The organism is Limnobacter thiooxidans, from assembly GCF_036323495.1.
GTDB classification, from domain to species: domain Bacteria; phylum Pseudomonadota; class Gammaproteobacteria; order Burkholderiales; family Burkholderiaceae_B; genus Limnobacter; species Limnobacter thiooxidans.
Map to the genome: position 1 here is coordinate 132,745 of NZ_AP028947.1, position 18,204 is coordinate 150,948.

General features: G+C 56.5%; 14 protein-coding genes. 13 read left to right on the plus strand and 1 reads right to left on the minus strand.

Annotation, left to right across the window (positions count from 1 at the left end):
• The first annotated feature begins 41 nt into the window (after positions 1-41).
• The 13 genes from RGQ30_RS00585 to RGQ30_RS00645 all read left to right on the plus strand — a co-directional run bounded on the left by RGQ30_RS00585 (position 42) and on the right by RGQ30_RS00645 (position 17,097).
• Entirely contained in the window at positions 42-2,189 is a 2,148-nt protein-coding gene (locus RGQ30_RS00585) for an FAD-dependent oxidoreductase (RefSeq protein ID WP_130557141.1), read from the plus strand.
• Positions 2,190-2,982: 793 nt separating this feature from the next.
• Positions 2,983-4,344, plus strand: coding sequence for a glutathione-disulfide reductase (gene gorA / locus RGQ30_RS00590; protein WP_130557140.1), 1,362 nt, complete (start codon positions 2,983-2,985; stop codon positions 4,342-4,344).
• Positions 4,345-4,517: 173 nt separating this feature from the next.
• On the plus strand, positions 4,518-5,597 hold the full coding sequence (locus tag RGQ30_RS00595) for a type VI secretion system protein TssA (protein ID WP_130557139.1): 1,080 nt from the start codon (positions 4,518-4,520) through the stop codon (positions 5,595-5,597).
• Positions 5,598-5,639: 42 nt separating this feature from the next.
• Positions 5,640-6,152: a type VI secretion system contractile sheath small subunit gene (gene tssB / locus RGQ30_RS00600; protein ID WP_130557138.1), complete on the plus strand. Its 513-nt coding sequence runs from the start codon at positions 5,640-5,642 to the stop codon at positions 6,150-6,152.
• A 2-nt stretch (positions 6,153-6,154) separates the two neighbouring features.
• Positions 6,155-7,645: a type VI secretion system contractile sheath large subunit gene (gene tssC / locus RGQ30_RS00605; RefSeq protein WP_130557137.1), complete on the plus strand. Its 1,491-nt coding sequence runs from the start codon at positions 6,155-6,157 to the stop codon at positions 7,643-7,645.
• A 40-nt stretch (positions 7,646-7,685) separates the two neighbouring features.
• Positions 7,686-8,168: an Hcp family type VI secretion system effector gene (locus tag RGQ30_RS00610; protein WP_130557136.1), complete on the plus strand. Its 483-nt coding sequence runs from the start codon at positions 7,686-7,688 to the stop codon at positions 8,166-8,168.
• 20 nt (positions 8,169-8,188) lie between these two features.
• Positions 8,189-8,671, plus strand: a complete 483-nt coding sequence (locus RGQ30_RS00615) for an Hcp family type VI secretion system effector (RefSeq protein WP_130557135.1) — start codon at positions 8,189-8,191, stop codon at positions 8,669-8,671.
• Positions 8,658-9,167 carry a type VI secretion system baseplate subunit TssE gene (tssE, locus tag RGQ30_RS00620; protein ID WP_130557134.1) on the plus strand — a complete coding sequence of 170 codons (510 nt, stop codon included), beginning with the start codon at positions 8,658-8,660 and terminating at the stop codon, positions 9,165-9,167. Before RGQ30_RS00615 ends, tssE begins: the two co-directional genes overlap by 14 nt.
• Before the next feature lie 23 nt (positions 9,168-9,190).
• Complete coding sequence (gene tssF / locus RGQ30_RS00625) at positions 9,191-11,056, plus strand: type VI secretion system baseplate subunit TssF (RefSeq protein ID WP_130557133.1); 1,866 nt, start codon at positions 9,191-9,193, stop codon at positions 11,054-11,056.
• A gap of 15 nt (positions 11,057-11,071) precedes the next feature.
• Positions 11,072-12,076 (plus strand): type VI secretion system baseplate subunit TssG, encoded by a 1,005-nt coding sequence (tssG, locus tag RGQ30_RS00630; RefSeq protein WP_130557132.1) that lies wholly within the window; start codon positions 11,072-11,074, stop codon positions 12,074-12,076.
• Positions 12,073-14,787 (plus strand): type VI secretion system ATPase TssH, encoded by a 2,715-nt coding sequence (gene tssH / locus RGQ30_RS00635; RefSeq protein WP_130557131.1) that lies wholly within the window; start codon positions 12,073-12,075, stop codon positions 14,785-14,787. Before tssG ends, tssH begins: the two co-directional genes overlap by 4 nt.
• The gene (locus RGQ30_RS00640) at positions 14,762-16,300 is read left to right on the plus strand and encodes a caspase family protein (protein ID WP_338284608.1); all 1,539 of its coding nucleotides are present in this window, start codon (positions 14,762-14,764) and stop codon (positions 16,298-16,300) included. Before tssH ends, RGQ30_RS00640 begins: the two co-directional genes overlap by 26 nt.
• 116 nt (positions 16,301-16,416) lie before the next feature.
• Positions 16,417-17,097, plus strand: a complete 681-nt coding sequence (locus RGQ30_RS00645; protein WP_130557129.1) for a hypothetical protein — start codon at positions 16,417-16,419, stop codon at positions 17,095-17,097.
• 37 nt (positions 17,098-17,134) lie between these two features.
• On the opposite strand, the gene RGQ30_RS00650 is transcribed toward RGQ30_RS00645, so the two are convergent.
• Positions 17,135-18,199, minus strand: a complete 1,065-nt coding sequence (locus tag RGQ30_RS00650) for a tartrate dehydrogenase (RefSeq protein WP_420915183.1) — start codon at positions 18,197-18,199, stop codon at positions 17,135-17,137.
• Positions 18,200-18,204: the final 5 nt, after the last annotated feature.

Sequence of the window (18,204 nt, forward strand, 5' to 3'; positions counted from 1 at the left end):
TCATTGATCGGACACCTTCCCGGAAATACCAAGGAATTGAAATGAAAAAAATAATAATGCTGCTGATTGTGGCCGCTGTGGCGCTGGTTTTTGCCTTTGATCTGCACAGCCTGCTCACGCTGGAAAGCCTCAAAGGCAGCCTCGAACAATTCCGCGGTTTTCAGGCCGAGTCACCCTGGTTGGTCGGTGGCATATTTTTCGCCGCCTACGTAGTGGTCACCGCATTTTCCATTCCTGGCGCTGCTGTCATGACACTGGCTGCAGGCGCACTGTTCGGGCTTGTACAAGGCTTGGTGCTGGTGTCGTTTGCTTCCACCATTGGTGCCACACTGGCCTTCATTGGCGCGCGTTACCTGTTGCGTGATTCTGTTCAAGCCAAGTTCGGTAACCGCCTGAAAGCCATCAACGAGGGTGTGGAAAGGGAGGGCGCGTTTTACCTGTTCACCCTGCGTTTGGTACCCGTGTTTCCATTCTTCCTGATCAACTTGCTGATGGGCCTGACCCGCATGAAGGCATTCACCTTTTTCTGGGTCAGCCAACTGGGCATGCTGGCGGGCACGGTGGTGTATGTGAATGCAGGCACCGAGCTTGCGAAAATCGACAGCTTGTCTGGCATTCTTTCACCGGGCCTTGTGTTGTCTTTCGTGTTGCTGGGAGTTTTCCCGCTGGTCGCGAAGAAAATCATCGACAAAATCAAGGCGCGCAAGGTGTACGCGCAATGGACCAAGCCTGCGAAATTCGACCGCAACATGATCGTCATTGGTGCGGGTGCAGCGGGTTTGGTCAGTTCCTACATTGCCGCAGCTGTCAAAGCAAAGGTCACTTTGATTGAAGCCCACAAAATGGGCGGCGACTGCCTGAATTTCGGCTGCGTGCCTTCCAAGGCCTTGATCAAAAGTGCCAAGCTGGCCCACCAAATGCGCCACGCCGACCAATACGGTTTGCACGCAGCCACGCCCAGCTTCAGCTTCAAAGCGGTGATGGCCCGTGTGCACGACATCATCAAGGCCATTGAGCCGCACGACAGCGTGGAACGTTACACCGGCCTGGGCGTCGATGTGATTCAAGGTTACGCAACCATTGTGGATCCCTGGACGGTTGAAATCAAACACAACACCGGTGAAACCAGCCGCCTGACTGCCCGCAGCATCGTGATCGCCGCAGGCGCTTCACCCGTGGTGCCACCCCTGCCCGGCATTGAAACCAGTGGTTATTTGACCAGCGACACCCTGTGGGATGAATTTGCCAAGCGCGAGGAACTGCCCAAGCGGCTGGTTGTGCTGGGCGGCGGGCCAATCGGCAGCGAACTGGCACAGGCTTTCGCGCGCCTGGGTTCGCAGGTGACGCAGGTTGAATTGGGCGAGCGCATCATGGTGCGCGAAGACCCGGAAATTTCCGAAATGGCCATGGCCTCCATGCGGGCCGATGGCGTCAACATTTTGACGCAGCACAAAGCCATTCGCTTCGAGCGCCGCGGTGATCAAAAAGTATTGATTACAGAACACCAGGGCAAGCAGGTTGACATTGAATTTGACGATGTCATTTGCGCGGTGGGTCGCAAAGCCCGCCTCACCGGTTATGGTCTTGAAGCATTGGGCGTGGAAACCAACCGCACTGTGGTCACCAACGAATACCTTGAAACGCTGTATCCCAATATTTTTGCGGCAGGCGATGTAGCCGGCCCCTATCAATTCACACACGTGGCCGCTCACCAGGCCTGGTACGCCTCGGTGAATGCCCTGTTTGGTCACCTCAAGAAATTCAAGGTGGATTATTCCGTCATTCCCTGGGCGACTTTCACCGACCCTGAAGTGGCGCGCGTCGGCTTGAACGAGCAAGACGCCAAAGAGCAGGGTATCGCGTATGAAGTCACCCGCTACGGCATCGACGACCTGGACCGCGCCATTGCCGACAGCGACGCACACGGTGTGGTCAAGGTGCTCACCGTGCCCGGCAAAGACAAAATCCTGGGCGTCACCATTGCAGGCGTGCATGCAGGCGACCTGCTTGCCGAGTTCGTGTTGGCCATGAAACACGGTTTGGGCCTGAACAAGATTCTGGGCACCATACACACCTACCCCACGCTGGCCGAGGCCAACAAGTATGCGGCCGGGGAATGGAAGCGGGCGCATGCGCCAGAGAAGCTGCTGGTGTGGTTGGGCAAATACCATGCGTGGCGATTGGGGTAAATCGCAAGGGCGGCCCTCTTCGTGAATTGGGTGACTCGGCATGGCTTGCCCACTGCGTGAATTAGATTGGCCACTCGTCATGGCTTGCCTGCTTCCGCATGAAAACATCAAATCCCTTCTTGAACGAAGACTTTGCATTCACCTGAACCCGACAAAAGAGCTGGTCGGGTTCAGGTGTCGCCCTCGGCTTCACCTTCGGGCGAACATTCAAGCCTTGTTCAAGCGGGGCTGTTTTCTTCAAATGCGGAACTGGCAAAGCCATTGCCGAGTGGCCCGAACAACGCAGCGTCACTTGCCGCGTAGCCCAATCCAATGTTGCACCAGCTGTACCACCTTCACCAGTCGCGCTAGTTATCCCTCTTGAATCAGCCAGCCTTCCAGCGAAGACTCCGACTGACTTGGTCATCCAAGCCTCATCAGTGTGCGTGCGCCAGCCCTTATTGCAGCGCGTTGCTACGGCCTTGGTGAATCTCACGGACGCGGCGAGCCTCTCGGATGTGGTTGAGTTGGCTCGGCAGTGGATTTGTTTGCCTTGCACTTCAAGGAAACCGCCCCGTTTGAATCAGGCTCCAATGTTCGCCCTTTGGGCGACGCGCGGTTCCGACCATTTGTTTTGTCGGAACCGGGTGAATGCAGAGCCTGCTTCAAAAAGGGACAAGTGGTTTTCTGTGCAAGACAAACAAGCCCGTCGAGTCAACGGTTCAATCCGTCGAGTCAACACAAGCCCGTCCGGGCAGCAACACCTCCACTCGCGTTACAATAGGTCCTCAACGCAGCACCCCAGGAGCACACAATGACCACACCCAACACCCCTTACGATCTTGTTGTCATCGGCGGTGGTTCCGGCGGCGTCGCAAGCGCCCGTCGCGCAGCCAGTTACGGCGCCAAAGTCGCGCTGATAGAATCCAGTCGCCTGGGTGGTACCTGTGTCATTCGCGGTTGCGTGCCCAAAAAACTCATGATGTATGCCGCGCAGTTCGGTCAAACATTGCGCGAAGGTTTACAACCGGGCTGGCAGGTTACGCAGGCCGAATTTTCCATGGCGCAATGGCAAGAAGCCAAGGGCCGAGAAATTGACCGGCTCGAAGGCATTTACGCCCGCATGCTTGAGAACAGCGGTGTGGAAACCATTCGTGGCCACGGCACCATCCTCAGCGCGACCGAAGTACAGGTCGGCGACCGCGTTCTGTCTACCCAGCGCATTCTGATCGCCAGTGGCGCAGCCCCCAACCGCAGCGCGTTTGAAGGGCTGGAACTTGCAGCAACCTCCAACGAGCTGCTTGACCTTTCTACCTTGCCCAAGAAGGTCGGCGTCATTGGCGCCGGCTACATCGCACTTGAATTCGCCTGCATTTTGCGCGGCCTTGGTTCCGAGGTGTCTGTCTTCTATCGGGGCGACTTGCCACTGCGCGGTTTCGATGACGGCGTACGCAGCCGCCTGGTTTCCGCCATGGCCTTGCAAGGCATTCAACTGTTTCCGAAAACCGACTTCAAAACCCTGTCGCAGGCAGGTGAAGCGTTCGAATTGCACACCGCAGCGGGCAACCATCACTTTGATTTCGTGCTTAACGCCACAGGTCGAAGCCCCAACACGCAAGGCCTTGGTCTTGAAAACATCGGTGTGCGCACCGGCCCCAACGGTGAAATTGAAGTCAATCAATATAGCCAAACGGGCATCAAAGGTGTGTATGCGGTGGGCGATGTCACCAACCGCGTGAACCTGACACCCGTGGCCATTGCAGAGGGTCGCGCCCTGGCCGAGAACGAATTCAATGGCAAAAATCTCACCGTGGACCACACCAGCGTGGCCACAGCCACCTTCACTTCCCCGCCCATTGGCCGTGTTGGCTTGACTGAAGAACAGGCTGCGAAGCGTGGGCCCACGCGTGTTTATGAAACAGAATTCACACCCATGAAAACCAAGTTTTCAGGTGGTGAACAGAAGACCTACATGAAGTTGCTGGTGGATGACGCCACCGACCGCGTGGTGGGCATTCACATGCTGGGAGAAGACTCACCCGAGATGATCCAGCTGCTCGGCGTGTTGTACACCATGGGTGCCACCAAGGCCGATTTTGACAAAACAATTGCAGTTCACCCCAGCTCCGCAGAGGAGTGGGTGCTGCTGCGCGAATTGACCCGCAAGGTCGGATAACTTCAAGGCCTTGCACTCAACAGGCAAGGGCCTTTTTCTATTCACCCCATGAATAATGACAGGGTCTACCTCGTTCACCCCATGTGGTGATCTCGGTCAGGTTAGACCAATCGCCAACTTCAAAATCCGTTGTTAGAGTCCCGCATGGTTTTATCCAAGGGCCTTAGCGCAACGTGTCTTTTTCATCTGAATCATCGCCATCCAGGCTCGCCGCCACCTGCGAAACTGACACCCTTCCTGCGTGGGCCTATCCTCTCGAGCATGGTGAATGTGGCCCCAACCTGGAATACGACAACGCATTTCTTGAGTTGCAGCAAGCTGCGCTTGGCAAACCTGAAACGCAGTTCGAGCCCGCCACCCCGCCAGACTGGAATGCCGTAGAAACAGCCACTCTGTCGCTGCTTCAACAAAGCCGCGATCTTCGTCTGGTCTTGCTTTGGGCGCAATCCCAACTCCATCTGAAGGGTTTTTTCAGCCTGCCGCAAGGCTTGCACGCCATGGGCAATCTGCTGGAGCAGGCTTGGCCCACCCTGAACCCTCCCCTGGACGACAGTGATCCCTATGCGCGCTTGAACGCCGTGGAAGCGCTGGGGTACGGCGGCTCATTCTTTCAGTCTTTGCGCAATTGCGTGGTGGTCCGAAATCCCCGCATTGGCGAGCTTCGTCTGAAAGACTTTGAAGTGTTGACCGGCAATGCACCCGGTGTTGAATTGCACGTGGTGCGCGATCAGGTGGAGCAGTTCCTGCGCTCTCCGGAAGGCCAGCCTGATACCTTGCGTTTGCTTGTCACGCAGGGTCTGACCGGTCTAAAGCGTATTCATTTGGCGCTGGCGACCCATGTTGAACCGGAACGTCTTCCCCACTTGCTGGAAGTTCAGTCTCTCCTTGGGCACCTGTTGGCCTGCCTGCCATCCCCGCAAATGGAACCAAGTCAAAAACCGGTACCACCAAGCGATTTGTCGAATCAGGTTTCACTGGATCCAGTGTCTCCCGGCGTGGGTGCGCAGCATCTCGCCAAGGCCGTACAGGGAATCCAGTCGCGTGAACAGGCGCTGACCGCAATTGATCAGGTGTGCATTTACCTTGAACGTGCCGAACCCACCAACCCTGCTCAGCTTTTGTTAAAGCGTGCCCGCCGTTTGATCGACAAAAACTTCATGCAGTTGATGAAAGACCTCGCGCCAGAAGCCTTGGCCGAGGTGGCAAAAATCATGGGGGTCAATCCCGATTCTCTCGAGCAGGAAGATGCCTAAAGTCGCCCTGCGTTCAACCACTCTTACTTGCGAGTTAAATCAATGAGCGGACAAAAATTTGTAGGGCGCAACCGTGCACCACGCGTGCAGATCGAGTACGACGTCGAAGTGTATGGGTCACAGAAAAAAGTGCAGCTTCCCTTCGTCATGGGTGTGATGTCCGACCTCTCCGGCAAATCGGAAGTGCCCTTGGCGCCAGTGGCCGAACGTGATTTTCTGGAAGTCGATGTCGACAATTTCGACGCCCGCATGAAAAGCATCAAACCCCGCGTGGCCTTTCATGCCCCCAATCACCTCACCGGTGAAGGCAATGTCGCAGTCGACATCACGTTTGAATCCATGGACGACTTCAGCCCCGCAGCAATCGCACGCAAAGTCGAGCCCCTGCGCAAGCTTCTTGAGGCCCGCCAGCAATTGTCCAATTTGCTGACCTACATGGATGGAAAAACAGGTGCAGAAGAATTGCTGGCCAAGCTGCTGGCCGATCCAGCCTTGCTGAAAAGCCTGTCAGCCACCCAAAAGCCTGTTGAACCCACTCCTTCACAAGGTGAGTAATCATGTCTGAACAATTGCAAAACCGTGCGCTTGACGTACTCGAGCTGGAAGGCAGCGAACTGTCGGCCCTGCTGCAAAAAGAATTCAAGCCTAAAACCGACGAAGCGAAATCCGAAGTAGAGTCCGCTGTCTTGACGCTGGCCCGGCAAGCGCTGGATGGCGTTGAACTGATTGGCGACGATGTCGTGGATTCCATCGAACGAATGATCGCCGCCATCGATCAAAAGTTGTCTGTGCAAATCAATGAGATTATTCACCACGACGATTTCCAGCAAATCGAAAGCGCCTGGCGTGGTTTGAATTACCTGGTGAACAACACCGAAACTGACGAGTTCCTGAAAATACGTTTCATGAACGTGTCCAAGGTCGAGTTGGCAAAAACGCTGAAACGTTACAAGGGCGTGGCCTGGGACCAAAGCCCGGTGTTCAAGAAAATCTACGAACACGAGTATGGCCAGTTTGGCGGCGAGCCCTATGGTTGCCTCATTGGTGATTACTACTTCGACCATTCCCCGCCCGATGTGGAAATGCTCGGCGAACTCGCCAAGGTCAGCGCCTCGGCCCACGCGCCATTCCTGTCAGCCGTTTCACCGGCCACACTTCAAATGGATTCCTGGCAAGAGCTGGCCAACCCCCGCGACCTCACCAAGATTTTCTCCACCCCCGACTACGCTGCGTGGCGCAGCCTGCGCGACACCGACGACTCCAAGTACCTCGGCCTGACCATGCCCCGTTTTTTGGCGCGTCAGCCCTATGGCGCAAAAATCAACCCGGTCGAAGAGTTCGCGTTTGAAGAAGACACCGGCCTTGCAGACCACAGCCGTTACACCTGGGCCAACTCGGCCTATGCCATGGCAGTGAACATCAACCGTTCTTTCAAGGAGTTTGGCTGGTGCTCAAGAATTCGCGGTATTGAATCGGGCGGTGCGGTGCCCAATCTGCCCACGCACACCTTCCCCACCGATGACGGCGGCGTGGACATGAAGTGTCCCACCGAAATCGCAATCTCTGATCGCCGTGAAGCGGAACTCAGCAAAAGCGGCTTCCTGCCCCTGATTCACAAGAAGAACAGCGACCTGGCTGCTTTCATTGGCGCGCAGTCCCTGCACAAGCCGGCTGAATATGAAGACCCCGATGCCTCAGCCAATGCCAAGCTGGCTGCCCGCTTGCCTTATCTGTTTGCAACCTGCCGCTTTGCGCATTACCTCAAGTGCATCGTGCGCGACAAAGTCGGTTCATTCAAGGAACGAGCCGACATGCAGCGCTGGTTGCAAGACTGGATCATGCAGTACGTCGATGGAGATCCTGCCAATTCCTCCGAGGCAGTCAAGGCTTCCCGACCGCTGGCTGCTGCCGAAGTGGTGGTCGAAGAAATTGAAGGCAACCCCGGCATGTACGCATCCCGTTTCTATTTGCGCCCTCACTACCAGCTAGAGGGGCTAACCGTGTCTTTGCGTTTGGTCAGCAAGTTGCCATCCGCCAAAGCGTCTTAAAACTTCAATTTTTTAACCTAACAATTACAGAGGGAATCAAATGTCCGTAGACATGTTTTTGAAAATCAAGGGTGTGGATGGTGAGTCTGCCGATAGCGTGCATGCCAAGGAAATCGACATCGCCGCCTGGAGCTGGGGCATGTCCCAGTCAGGTACCACGCACGTGGGTCGCGGTGGTGGTGCAGGCAAGGTCAGTGTGCAAGACATCAGCTTCACAAAGTACATCGACAAGTCCACGCCCAACCTGATCAAAGCCTGTTGCAACGGCAAGCACTTCGATGAAGCCATTCTGACAGTGCGCAAGGCTGGCGAGAAGCCCTTGGAATACGTGGTGTTGACCATGAAAGACGTCATCATTTCCAACGTCAGCCAGGGCGGTTCAGGTGGTGAAGACCGTTTGACAGAAAACGTGACCTTGAACTTCGCTGAGTTCAGCTACGTGTATGTTCCACAGAAAAAAGACGGTGGACCAGACGGCAAGGTTGAGGCGACTTTCAACATTGCAACCAACTCCGAGAAATAATCGGAAAGCCAGGAAACACAATGTCCAAAGTTGATATGTTCCTGGCCCTGGATGGCTCCCGTCAGGGGGCCATCCAGGGGGAAAGTCAGGTTGCGGGTCATGCCGGTGAAATTGAAGTGCTGTCCTGGTCCTGGGGCATGTCGCAGCAAGTTCACTCAGCCTCTCAACTGGCCTCCAAGGCTTCAGTGCGAACGCTCAATGTCCAGAAGGCCATCGACAGCTCCAGCACCGCCATCATGAGTGCCTTGAAATCGGCCGAATTGCTGGGCAAGGTGGTCTTGACTTGCCGCGACCCAGGCGGTATTGCCACCATCGATTACCTGCGAATTACCTTGCGCAAGGCACGCATCTGCGACTATGAAATTTCCGGCGGCGGCAATGAAGGTCGGCAGGTTGTCGAGTCCTTTTCAATTGCCTTCAAGGAAATTGAAGTGGTGTACACCCCCAAGTCAGCAGCCAATTTGAAGTCAGGCGCCTGCACCTACATTGATGTCTATGAGTAAATCCCGAGATGCCTTGCAGCCCGCCTTGCTGGACCGTCTGCAGGACGACGAACCCACTCGTGTTGCGGAGTCGGCCAACAGCCGCTTCATCACCAAGGAAGCACTGCGCCACATGGTGCTCCGCGATCTCGAACAGCTATTGAACGCCACCCGAATTCTCGAGAGCAAACACCTGGAGCGTCATCCTGAATTGCATGGATCGGTGCTGGCTTACGGCATGCCTCCCGTGGCGGGAAAAATTGCATCGATGATCGACGTCAAGGATTTCGAGCGCACCGTTGAATCACTCATTCGCAATTTCGAGCCCCGAATTGATGGCAATTCACTGAAAGTGCAGGCGGAAACCCAGCAGGGCCTGATGCACCTGCACAACGTCATTGGTTTGCGCATTTCCGGTTTGCTGTGGGCGCAACCTTATCCCATCGAACTGATGCTTCGCACGGAAGTGGATCTTGAAACCGGCAAGGTAGCTTTGATGCCGCTTTCCGGTTTCTGAATCGCCCCCAACCGCTCAACACCATGGACCCGCGTCTTCTCCAGTTTTACACCCAGGAACTTGCGCATGTGCGCGACATGGGGGCTGAATTTGCAGCGCGTTTCCCCAAAATAGCCTCGCGTTTGGCCATGGATGCCACCGAGGTTCAAGACCCCTACGTTGAACGCCTGCTCGAGGGTTTTGCTTTTCTCACCGCGCGCGTGCAACTTCGCCTGCACGAAGAATTTCCCCGCTTCACCGAGCAATTGCTGAACCGGATCAGTGTCAATTTTCTGGCACCCGTGCCTGCCATGGGTGTCGTACAACTCAAACCCAATCTGGGCGATGTGGCGCTTAAAAAAGGCGTTTCTGTCCCTGCGGGTACTGTGCTGCAAAGTCAGGTGGCCAAGGGTGTTCACACGCCGTGCAAATTCCGCACAGGCCATGCCCTGACCCTGTGGCCACTTGAAATTCAGGCTGTGGAACATGGTCCGTTCCGGGGTACTCCACCGAAGGTACCAGGCAAAGGTGTGGTTCGTTCCGCCCTGCACATTCACATTCAAACCACCACGCAGTCGGCTTTGTCGCAGTTGCCGGTCGACACGCTCGACTTTCATGTCAGCTGTGGCGACGAATATGCTTTCCCCCTATTCGAACGAGCCTGTTATGCCACTGCTGTTGTGGCCATTCGGCCCACGGGGCAATCCGCCTGGCGTTTCTTGCCGGCGGGGGCAGTGCAGGCCATGGGCATGAGTGACGAAGAGGCCCTGCTGCCTGCCGATGCGCGGCAATTCAGCGGCACCCGTTTGCTTCAGGAATTTTTTGCCTTTCCCCAGCGCTTTCTGTTTTTTCAAGTGCGTGGCTTGAAGTCACATTTGGCCAGTTTTCAGCAACAGTCCTTTGAATTGGCGCTGTGTTTCACGGACAGCAACCTTGAAATGGATCGGGTGGTGGATCAGGATTCACTGGCCCTGAATTGCACGCCGGTTGTGAACCTGTTTGAACACGCTTGCGACCGCGTGTTGCTGGATGAACGCCTGCATGAAATGCATGTTCAGCCCAACAGAAGCCGCCCACAGGATTTCGAGGTACACAGCGTGCTGGGCGTGCAGGGACATGGTCAACACAAGTTGTTGTCAGTGCCCGCTTTGTATTCCAACGGTGGTGTGCATGGTCTTGATACGCCGCATTATGTGCTCAGGCGCACGCCCACACTGGTTTCTGAAAAACAGGCGCGCGAGGGCGGGCGTTCCTCTTATTCCGGCACGGATGTCTATCTCGGCTTGACACAATCAACTGGTGAATTGATCGCCGGTCATGGACTTCAACAACTGGCAGTTCGCGCCCTGTGCACCAACCGGGACCTGCCCTTGCTGATGCCTGTGGGCAAAGGCCCCACTGATCTGGTGTGGCCTGGCAATTTGCCTTTGCAGTCCATTCGATTCCTGCGGGGGCCAAGTCGACCCAAAGCACCCGTGAAAACCGCGCAAACCTGTTGGCAGTTGATCGAACATTTGTCGTTGAACTATCTCGGTCTGATCGATCCCGCTAGCTCCGAGCAACAGGGCGGTGCTGCCGCGATTACCCAGTTGCTTGGTTTGCACGCTGCCCCGGCACAGCCTGCCCAGCAGCACATTGTTCGTGCAGTGCAAAGCGTTCATTCCCAGGTGGCAGTGTCCCGCATTGTGCGCCAGGGCAAGCCAGCCGTGGTGCGTGGCTTGCAGGTTACCTTGACCCTCGACGAACTTGCGCTGCAGGGCTTGGGAGTGGCGGTTTTGGGCAGCGTGTTGGCCCGCTACCTGGCTGCGCACGTGTCAGTCAATTCGTTCGTGCAAACGCGCATTCGCAGTGTGCACTCGGGTGCCGTGCTGGATTTTCCGGCATGGTCCGGAAATCGGCCTTTGCTGTAACCGGAATTCAGGCCAATGAGCAAAACGCGTCCGCCCGCACCGAATTTTTTTGCATTGCTGCGCCACATTGAAGATGCACACCCGGGCAGGCCGATGCTGGGTACTTCACTTCGTCTGCGGGATGACCCCCTTCGTTTGGGCCAACACCCCCACCTGGATTTCGCCACGCAAGATTTTCAGCGAGAGGAAACCCTACAATCGCCCCGCCTGGGTGCGGTGCCCAAGTTCTATGTTCAGAACTTCGGTTTGCTCGGGCCCAACGGTGCCTTGCCTTTGCATTACACCGAGCATGCCTACACGCGTGTGCACCAGTGGAATGACCGCACCTTTTCAGAATTTCTGGATGTGTTTCACCACCGCACCTATCTGCTGTTTTACCGGGCCTGGGCACAGGCGCAACCCCACATTGCCTATCACCGTCCCCTTCACAACCCGTTTGCCCACCGTTTGAACAGCCTGGTCGGGCATGGTGCGCAAACCAGCTGGGGCCGGGAGGTTTTGCCCACCCATTTTCGGGCTGGGCTGGCGGGGCATTTCACACGGCGAACCAAAACCCGGGAAGGGCTGGCGTGTGCCTTGTCGGCCTGCACCGGGCAGGCAGTTGAAGTACAGCCTTTTGTTGCCCAATGGCTGCAACTTGTCCCGAAAGCTGGCTTAGGCCTGCTGGGCCAAGGGGCAATGCTGGGTAGCCGCGTGTGGTGCGCACAAAGCAAAATCACCGTGCACATCGGCCCCATGCCGTATGCAAGCTACCTGCGTTTGCTGCCCAAAACCACTGGCCGTGCGCAACTTGTTCAGGCCACCCATGCTTACCTGGGGCTTGAGTTTGATTGCGAATTCAGATTGTTGATCAAGCCCGAACAAATTCCGCCAGCGCGTTTGAATGGCTCGTCGCAGTTGGGTCGCACCACCTGGCTTGGCAGCCCGCAGGGCCAACTTCGTCGCAATGCTCCCGCCATGGTGCGAGTCAAATGCCCCGCCATTCCCAACCCTTCCACTTTGTCTCGGAGTACCGCATGAGCAACATCAGCCGTGTTTCCCTGTTTGCAACATTGAACCCCATCGCATTCAAATCGGTTGAGGGGGCCACTGTGTTGTGCAAACTCCGCGGGAATGCGGTTGTGGAACTGGTGCACTGGGTTGCCCAGATCCTGCAACAGGACGACAGCGACTGGCATCACATTCTTCGCCATTTTGAACTGGATGCAGGCGCTGTGCTGGCCGACGTTCAACGCGCGCTGGAACGGCAGCCTGGTGGTGCACAGGGTATTTCAGACCTTTCCGAGTCGATTACCAATGCCGTGGAACGGGCGTGGGTGTACGCCTCGCTGATGTTCGGTGCACAGAAGGTGCGTACCGGGCACGTACTGCTGGCGGTGTTGAAAACCGATTTTCTGTTGCAGGAACTTCTCCGCATTTCACCCCGTTTCCGGCAAATCCCTGAAAACCTGCTTGGCGACCGGTTTGCGAAAATGGTCGAGAACTCCCCGGAGCAGGCTTTGCAACACAGCGTACTCCCTGAAAACGCAGTGCCCGGTGAAGCCAGTGGTGCCATGCCCGCTGCGCAGCTGGGTGGTGAGGAAGCCTTGAAGCGTTACACAGTGGACCTGACCGAGAAGGCGAGAAAGGGAGAAATCGACCCCGTCACTGGTCGGGGCCTGGAAGTACGTCAGATCGTGGATATTTTGCTGCGCCGCCGCCAGAACAACCCGCTGATCACCGGTGAAGCTGGTGTGGGTAAAACCGCGGTGGTCGAAGGTTTTGCCCTGCAGGTGGTGGCCGGTGACGTGCCGCCCGCCTTGAAGAATGTGCGCATTCTGACACTGGACCTCGGCTTGCTTCAGGCCGGTGCCTCCATGAAGGGTGAGTTCGAACAGCGCCTGCGCCAAGTGATTGACGAAATACAGTCCAGTGAACAAAGCACGATACTTTTCATTGACGAAGTGCACACGCTGGTGGGGGCCGGGGGCAACCAGGGCACTGGCGACGCAGCCAACCTGCTGAAGCCTGCCCTGGCCCGGGGCAGCTTGCGCACCATTGGTGCCACCACCTGGGCTGAATACAAAAAGTACATTGAAAAAGACCCTGCGCTGACACGCCGCTTTCAGGTGGTGCAGGTGGGTGAACCATCGGAAACCCAAGGCATTGACATGTTGCGTGGCCTGGCTGGGGCCATGCAGGCCCACCACCGGGTGTGGTTGCTCGACGAGGCGGTGCAGGCCGCCGTGCGCCTGTCACACCGCTATATTCCCGCCCGCCAGTTGCCCGACAAGGCCATCAGCCTGTTGGACACTGCCTGTGCGCGTGTGGCAGTTTCACAGCACGCCACACCCCCTTCGATTGAATGCCTCCAGAAACAGCTGGATGCCTTGGGCACTGAGCGTGAGGCCATTGAGAAAGAAACTGCCTTTGGCCGTGAACATTCGCAAAGGCGAGATGAGATTGCGCAAATGACTCAACAGTTGGGTGACCAGCTTGAACAGCTTCAAACCCAGTGGGCGCAGGAAAAACGTCTGCTGGATTCGTTGCTGACCTTGCGGCAACAGGTACAGGCCAGTAGGCAGGCGCAGGTCGAACCCGATCCCGTACCGGAATTCAATGCGGAATTGAATACGCAAGCCGCTTGTGCCGACCAACAGGCTGTATTTGAACAACTTAAAGCACTGGAATTCGAGATCAAGACGCTGCAAGGCGAGTCCCCCATGATTCACCCCCAAGTGGATGCCCAGTGCGTGGCTGCCGTGGTGGCAGACTGGACCGGGATTCCGGTGGGCCGAATGGTGCGCAATGAAATCGAAAACGTGCTGAATCTGCCTGAAGCCTTGGGCAGCCGCATCATCGGGCAAACCCATGCACTGGACACAATTGCCCGCAGAATCCAGACCAACCGCGCAGGTCTCGATGACCCCAACAAGCCCGTGGGTGTGTTCATGCTCGCGGGAACATCGGGCGTGGGTAAAACCGAAACTGCCCTGGCCCTGGCGGAAAACCTGTACGGTGGCGAGCACAATGTGATCACCATCAACATGAGCGAATATCAGGAAGCGCACACGGTGTCATCCCTGAAAGGCGCGCCACCCGGTTATGTGGGCTATGGCGAAGGTGGCGTATTGACCGAGGCCGTTCGCCGAAAACCCTACAGCGTGGTGCTGCTGGACGAAGTTGAAAAAGCCCACCCCGATGTGCATGAGCTGTTTTTCCAGGTGTTTGACAAAGGCTGGATGGAAGACGGTGAAGGGCGTCGAATCGATTTTCGCAACACCCTGATTTTACTGACCACCAATGTGGGTACTTCAGTGCTGATGTCGCTGTGCAAAACCGGCTTGCAAACTGGGCAGTACCCTGCATCCGAGGAACTTGTTCAGGCCTTGCGTGCACCCATGCTGCAAGTGTTCCCACCCGCCTTGCTGGGTCGTCTGGAAGTGGTGCCGTACTACCCGCTGTCAAGCGACATGCTGGCCAGCATTGTGCGCTTGCAACTGGCTCGAATCGAGCAGCGCATTTCCAGCGCCCACAAAATCAGGGTGACCATTGCACCGTCTGTAATTGAACGCATTGTGGCGCGCTGCAACGAAGCTGATTCCGGCGGGCGAATGGTGGGGGCCATTCTTAGCAATACCGTGTTGCCCACCATCAGCCGTCACATTCTTCAGGCCACGCTGGAAGGCAAACCGGTGACCCAATTGAGCATTGACACCGATGGCCATGAATTCACCTACTGTTACGTGTAATACAGAAGCGCGCACACTGGCGCGCGAACCCTTGTACACACCATTAAACACGCCCGGGTACAACTTGCAGTCACCGGGCAGGCGCACTGTGCTGCGCAATGCCTTGTCGTTGTGGCTTGGTGCTGCGGGCGCATTCACAGCGCCCTTGAGCATCCCTGTGTCTGCCGGCGTGGCTCACGCTGGCAATGCGACTACACCCAATACAACCGCACCCCCTGCAACTGTACCTAACGCCGGCCGCCTTGCGCTGTTGATTGGCAACGGCGACTACCCGGTTCCCCATGATTTGCCGCCCATTGCCAAAAATGTGATGGACCTGGGCGAGGCACTGGCTTTTCGGGGGTTTGATGTAACCCAGGCCATGAATCTGGATGAAAGCAGCTTGCAAGCCACCGTGACTGAGTTCGTAAAAAGGGTGGCGGCCGCACCCGGCGATACGGTCACCCTGTTTTACTATGCCGGCCATGGTTTGCAGGTGGATTCGAACAATTTGTTGCTGGGTTCCGGTTCCAACCCCACAGCACCCCGCAAGGACTTGATTGCCCGTTCGCTGGTGTTGCAGCAAAAACTGCTTGCGGCTTTGCCACCCAGGCCGCAAGCCTTGAACATCACTGTCATTGACGCTTGCCGAACCGATTTGCGCAATGCCTTGGGCGATGGCGAAGGCCTGAACCAGGTGGAAGCGCCCTTGGGCAGCCTGGTGTGTTTTTCAACCGGGGCGGGGCGACCTGCCGTGTCGCCAGCAAGTGCAGACCAAAACACCTTTTACACGGCCGCCCTGGTGCGCTTGCTGCGCGAGGCCGCAGGTCAGGTCACCTTCAATGACCTGTTTCAACTGGTCAAAACCGAAGTACAGCACACCATGTTGAACCACCCGCTGGCCGCTATTCGCCAGTTGGCCCAGAACCCCTTCATTGCGGACAACACCCGTGTTCAAGTGCCATTGTCCTGGGGTGGGTCGAATGATCAAGGCAAAGCGGAACAGCCCTTGCCGCCTGCCGAGCAAGCGGCATGGGAAACCATTCAAAACACGGATTGGCCCGTGGATTTGCTCAGACTTTGCAACGCGTTTTTGGCCACTTACCCCGATAGCGCACAAGCTCAAACAGTTGGGTTGTTGCTGGCGGGCGCCAAAGAGGCCTTGCGGATTTTGCGAAGCAAAGAGGTCAAGCTGTTCAAGACCAGTTTTGTAATTCCACCACCTGTTTCCCAGGCAAGTTCCGAACAGCTGCCGCATAGCCAACGGACAGAGTTGATGCGCGCTGCGCGTGGTGACAAAGATGCGGCGGCCCGCATTGCCCGTCTTCACCGTGCCCTTGAAACGGAGCAAGGCTTGTTGCGCTATGTTGGCTGGTTGCAGTATGCCAGCGGCTTGGGTAATGGAATTGCCAGTTACGAGTTGGCCTTGTATTACCGTGAAGCTGCCCAGCCACTGCTGGCTGCACAGGCTGAAGCGCGCGCACGCCAGTTGGGGTATTCGCCGCCACGCGCCTTGGGCCATGAACGCAAGTAAAGTCCAGTTGACAGTTATTCAAACTTTTCAAATGGCGGGGGTTTCCTCCTTTTCTTGAGGCTTTGCTGAAGTCAGGAACGCGGCACACTGGTAGCAAGTGAAAAAGGAACCTGAGAATGATTCGCCCTGTGTCCTCTGCGATACCCCCTTTGTTGACCCATGTGTTTGCTCGTTTATTAGCCTGTCTGCTGGCCACTGGCCTGTTGACGGCCTGCAACCCGCGCACCCAACTGAATGAAGACAACCTGCTGAAAGGCGCGCGGGCCGAGACCTTTATTTTGAGCCACGGCGCGTTTTGCGCCCGCTTGCCCACCGTTGAAGCGATTGACCAATACTCACGCGATTTGATTCCCGCCAACAGTGTGGTGGCGCGTGATGTGAAAGCTTGGGACCTGTCAGGTTTGCTGGACATTCTTCAGACCCGTGATGGCCGTTGGGTGATCATGCCCTCGACGGGCCTGAAAAAGCTGGATGGTGTTCATTTTCGGCAGGGCCCTCAGGGCGAGAATGAAGCCCTGTGCTTTGGTCGCCTGTGGGTTGAGCGCACGGTGGATTTTGCAGAAAACAAGCCGTTTGGTTTGAGTGATGCGGTGTCCGCCCGGTTTGAAGCGAATTTGAAAGACGCCCACATGCTGCACCATTTCAGGAACCTGAAGGTGGAGTCGTTCGACCCCAGCGTATTCACCTTGAGCACAGGCACTGCGGTGGCCGGTACCCTTCAACCCTCATTCGTGATTGAAATGGCGCTTCGCCCCACCCACACTGGCTGGTACCTGGCCAAAAACGGCGTTCAGTAGTGAGGCGAGTTGTGGGGCTATTGTTGCACTGACTGCTTTACTGTCCAGGCAATGCCTTCAGAATGGCCTCACCCAGCGTTTTGGTGGTGCCTTTGCCTTTTAAGTCTCCGGTCAGTACATCGAGGTCACCACTTTCCAGCACTTTTTCAATCGCAGCCAGAATGCTGTCGTGTGCCTGCTGGTAGCTGGCCTGACGACCTTGTGCAATCACCTTGGGGCTGTTGCCTAGAAATTCGATCATCAGTGCCGCTGACCAGATCATCGCGATTGGGTTGGCAATGCCCTTGCCTGCGATGTCGGGAGCTGAACCATGCACAGGTTCAAACAGTGACGGAAATGTGCGATCGGGGTTCAGGTTGGCCGAGGGAGCCAAGCCAATGGTGCCTGTGCAGGCAGGCCCAAGGTCGCTAAGAATGTCGCCAAACAGATTGCTGGCCACCACCACGTCAAACCGTTCGGGCTGCATGACAAAGCGCGCAGCCAGAATGTCCACGTGCTGCTTGTCGTAACTCACTTCCGGATAGCCTAGGGCCATGTTGTCCACCCGCTCGTCCCAGTAGGGCATGCTGATGGCAATGCCGTTGCTTTTGGTGGCGGCGGTCAGTTTTTTGCGGGGGCGGTTGTTGGCCATTTCAAACGCAAATTTCAATACCCGGTCCACACCGTGGCGGGTGAAGACACTTTCCTGCAGCACGATTTCACGGTCGGTGCCTTCAAACATGCGACCACCCACGGCGGAATATTCGCCTTCGGTGTTTTCACGCACCACCACGAAGTCGATGTCGCCCGGCTTTTTGTTGGCCAATGGGCAGGGTGCGCCTGGCAGTAGTTTCACCGGGCGCAGGTTCACATACTGATCAAATTCGCGGCGGTAACGCAGCAGGGAGCCCCACAGTGAAATGTGATCTGGTACCAAGTCGGGCATGCCCACGGCACCGAACAAAATCGCTTCGCAGGCCTCAAGTTGGGGCTTCCAGTCCTCGGGCATCATGGTGCCGTGTTTCAGGTAATAGTTGCAGTGTGCCCAGTCTTTGTGATGCAGGTCCAACTGAATGCCATGGGTTCTTTCAGCCCATGCCAGGACCTTCAACGCTTCTGGCATAATTT

What these genes read in the sequence shown, in the direction of transcription:
- RGQ30_RS00585 (WP_130557141.1), top strand. Translation starts at nt 42, where the DNA reads ATGAAAAAAATAATAATGCTGCTGATTGTGGCCGCTGTGGCGCTGGTT.
- gorA (WP_130557140.1), top strand. Translation starts at nt 2,983, where the DNA reads ATGACCACACCCAACACCCCTTACGATCTTGTTGTCATCGGCGGTGGT.
- tssB (WP_130557138.1), top strand. Translation starts at nt 5,640, where the DNA reads ATGAGCGGACAAAAATTTGTAGGGCGCAACCGTGCACCACGCGTGCAG.
- tssC (WP_130557137.1), top strand. Translation starts at nt 6,155, where the DNA reads ATGTCTGAACAATTGCAAAACCGTGCGCTTGACGTACTCGAGCTGGAA.
- RGQ30_RS00610 (WP_130557136.1), top strand. Translation starts at nt 7,686, where the DNA reads ATGTCCGTAGACATGTTTTTGAAAATCAAGGGTGTGGATGGTGAGTCT.
- RGQ30_RS00615 (WP_130557135.1), top strand. Translation starts at nt 8,189, where the DNA reads ATGTCCAAAGTTGATATGTTCCTGGCCCTGGATGGCTCCCGTCAGGGG.
- tssE (WP_130557134.1), top strand. Translation starts at nt 8,658, where the DNA reads ATGTCTATGAGTAAATCCCGAGATGCCTTGCAGCCCGCCTTGCTGGAC.
- tssF (WP_130557133.1), top strand. Translation starts at nt 9,191, where the DNA reads ATGGACCCGCGTCTTCTCCAGTTTTACACCCAGGAACTTGCGCATGTG.
- tssG (WP_130557132.1), top strand. Translation starts at nt 11,072, where the DNA reads ATGAGCAAAACGCGTCCGCCCGCACCGAATTTTTTTGCATTGCTGCGC.
- tssH (WP_130557131.1), top strand. Translation starts at nt 12,073, where the DNA reads ATGAGCAACATCAGCCGTGTTTCCCTGTTTGCAACATTGAACCCCATC.
- RGQ30_RS00640 (WP_338284608.1), top strand. Translation starts at nt 14,762, where the DNA reads ATGAATTCACCTACTGTTACGTGTAATACAGAAGCGCGCACACTGGCG.
- RGQ30_RS00645 (WP_130557129.1), top strand. Translation starts at nt 16,417, where the DNA reads ATGATTCGCCCTGTGTCCTCTGCGATACCCCCTTTGTTGACCCATGTG.
- RGQ30_RS00650 (WP_420915183.1), bottom strand. Translation starts at nt 18,199, where the DNA reads ATGCCAGAAGCGTTGAAGGTCCTGGCATGGGCTGAAAGAACCCATGGC.